Here is a 2,950-nt window from a genome sequence, read left to right as displayed (position 1 = left end):
GCGCCAGTGATTAAGCATTTTTTACCTTGCAGACTAGACAGCTTCATGGCCGATAACTTCCTACTGAAAACAAACAATTGCCAATTATCTTGCCCGTGCTAGCGTCATTTGCACGTAGCTTATTCGGCCAAAAAATGCACCTATATAAGCCAGCACCATTTTCTCCCTCGGCTTATGGCAAGATCAGGCACAAGAGGCAGCAAGCGCTAAAACTAATGGAGCAACGGCATGTCCAATGCGCTAGAAGAACCGACCCAAGGCTGGATATCCGCTCGCCACGTTCAACATCTCGTGGCCTCGGGCGATAACACCGGACTGCCCATCGACCTATTGCTCGAAGAGGCTGGTTTATCGCGTAAAGACTTTGCCAATGTCGACGACCACGTCTCGGTGGCGTCACTTGAGCGCTTATTAGAGGTGTCGACGCATTACTTCTCCGATCCCATTCTTGGTCTGCATGTTGCGCAAGAAATTCAACCCGCCACCTTCGGCTTGCTCGGCTATATCGCTCAGGCTTGCCCACGCTTTTCCGACGTGCTTGCTGCTGTGACACGCTATAACGGCCTGCTCAGCGACATCGGTGACTCCTCCATCAGCTTTGCCCCAGGCGCCGTGCATTTGCAGTGGGAGTGCCTGGCTGGTGGATCACTATTTCGCCGTCATGTCAGCGAATATATTTTGGGCGCATTCGTGGTGCTGACTCGCTTGCTCATTCCAGAGCAGAAGTCATTATTTTCAGCAATCCATTTTCGTCATGAAGCGCCAGCACAAGCTCGCCTGCTATTGGACTACCAAACATTTTTTCAATGCCCGGTGTATTTCAGCGCACCACGCTCAGCTGTCGTCATGCCGGCTTCGATTTTGAAAGTTCCGCTGCGCCATGGCGATGCCTTTATGAAGGAAATGCTCGAGCGCCATGCCTTGCAGCAGCTTGAGCAGCGCAGCAAAGAGCACTCGATCGAAGAGGCAGTCTGCCAACTTATGCTCGCCATGTTGCACGATCGCTTGCCAGATAAAGAGCAAATTGCCGCACAGTTGGGCATGAGCAGTCGCAGTCTGCATCGCAAGCTGCAAAAAGCTGGCACCACTTATAGCGAGCTGCTCGATCGCGTCAGGCTCAAAGTGGCACACGAGCATCTCGATGCAGGAAAAATACCGCTAACCGAAGTGGCCGAGGCTCTAGGCTTTAGTACACGCCAGGCATTTATGCGTTGGTTTAAAGGCCAAACGGGAGAGACCACAAGCAGCTATCGCGAGCGCCAACAAACGCCAATTACGGAGTAGCCTTCATGACTAATGATTTTCTGCAGCCACCACAAGGTTGGCTAACACCCTCATCGGCGCGCCTGCAAGTACCAGCGCCAGCCCAGCGTGGCTTAGTATTTCGCACGATCTCTAAGGTTTCAGCACTTTTTGGCCGCCAGCAAGTGCCTGATATTTTCACCGTGATGCACATAAACCCAAGTTTGTTTTGGCCTTGGCTACTGTTTGCATCGCGCCTGATGCCTTTTGGTCGCTTAAGTGGGCGTGAGCGCGAAATGGTCATTCTACGCACGGCATGGAACTGTCGCAGCCGCTATGAATGGGGTCAGCACGTTGAACTCGCCTTGCGCGCCGGCGTTAGTGGCGATGACATTGTGCAACTCACAGGTGAGCCAAGCTCCGTCAGTGATCGCTGCATACAAGCACTTATACAGGCCTGCAATGAGCTGTGTGAAAGCAGCCACCTTTCCGATGGCACTTGGGGCTTACTCGCCGAGCACTATGATGAGAAACGGCTAATTGAAATCATTCTGCTAATTGGCCACTACCGTATGATTGCTGGCTTTCTAAATGCTAGCGGCCTTACTTTAGAGCCCAATATTGAAGCGACTCTGCAGGATTTTTATACGCGATTAAAAGTGAAAAGGACCTAGTCTGCTAGGGTACTGACAAGTTAACCTCCAGGCACAGCAAAATTGCCCCTTGCGCCTCTAAGCAACCACTGATCTCCACGTTGCAAACGCAGCTGTCCTGCTCCGGCGATAATGACTTGCTGAAGTTAGATGCCTTCCAAGATTGAATAGATTAGATACTGCAGCATGATTCGTTAGAAATAGTTGGGCCTGGCTCGGAGACTTGAACCGTCGCATTCCCCGCTCCCTGAACCGCGTAGACTCGTACGATTGCTCAGCTCTGTTATTAGCGTATTTAGCTGTATTGTGATGAGCAGTCGGCATTAACTCGCGCTGAGCCACCCTATAACTTGCCAATTTATCAGTGACTATCGTTCGTGGCTCACCGCCATGATTGCGCAACAAGCGCTTAAAGAATTGCTTTGCCGCCGCACCATTGCGCCTACTCTGAACATAGACATCGACCACTTCGCCATCTTGATCAACGGCTCGCCACAAGTAGTGTTGTTTTCCGTTTATCTTGATAAATACCTCATCAAGATAAAACGTATCACCGAATCCACCGTGCTTATGTTTGAGCTTGCGAGCATAGGCAGGCCCGAATTTGATACACCACAATCGGATCGCCTCATAACTGACAGAGATGCCCTTCTCTGCCAGCAAGTCTTCAATATCACGGAAGCTCAGGTTGAATCGGTAGTAGATCCAAACTGCGTAGCTGATGATGCTGGAATGAAAACGGTGTCGTTTGTAGGTACTCATGGGAAAATTATCTCAACCAGCGAGTTAACTTGTCAGTACCCCTACAAGGTGCTGCGTAACTTCTGAGTTTCTTGGATTTATGTGGGCAGCTGATTGCTCACCATTAACGCCCGCCAGCAAAGCGGGCTTTTTATTGCCTAGAGTTTGGCGCGATGGTTTCTAAAGTAGAGAAAAGTAGAAAGGGCTGGCGGGCTACTTACAGAGGGCTATTCAGGGAATGTGCTTACCATGTGCTTACTAGAACCCCAGAAAGCAAAAAGCCCCAGCGTGAGCTGAGGCTAAGTGCTTGTTAA

At 50.6% G+C, this 2,950-nt stretch carries 3 protein-coding genes; 2 read left to right on the top strand and 1 reads right to left on the bottom strand.

Annotation, left to right across the window (positions count from 1 at the left end; genetic code table 11):
- Nucleotides 1-228 precede the first annotated feature (228 nt).
- Nucleotides 229-1,284 carry an AraC family transcriptional regulator gene (locus AC3DKE_RS10730; protein WP_487990675.1) on the top strand — a complete coding sequence of 352 codons (1,056 nt, stop codon included), beginning with the start codon at nt 229-231 and terminating at the stop codon, nt 1,282-1,284.
- A 5-nt stretch (nt 1,285-1,289) separates the two neighbouring features.
- The gene (locus AC3DKE_RS10725; RefSeq protein ID WP_487990674.1) at nt 1,290-1,916 is read left to right on the top strand and encodes a carboxymuconolactone decarboxylase family protein; all 627 of its coding nucleotides are present in this window, start codon (nt 1,290-1,292) and stop codon (nt 1,914-1,916) included.
- A gap of 57 nt (nt 1,917-1,973) precedes the next feature.
- On the opposite strand, the gene AC3DKE_RS10720 is transcribed toward AC3DKE_RS10725, so the two are convergent.
- Complete coding sequence (locus AC3DKE_RS10720) at nt 1,974-2,657, bottom strand: IS6 family transposase (protein WP_487990673.1); 684 nt, start codon at nt 2,655-2,657, stop codon at nt 1,974-1,976.
- Nucleotides 2,658-2,950: the final 293 nt, after the last annotated feature.

The sequence above is a fragment of the Paraperlucidibaca sp. genome (assembly GCF_982810325.1).
This window is presented reverse-complemented; position numbering and strand designations above follow the sequence as displayed.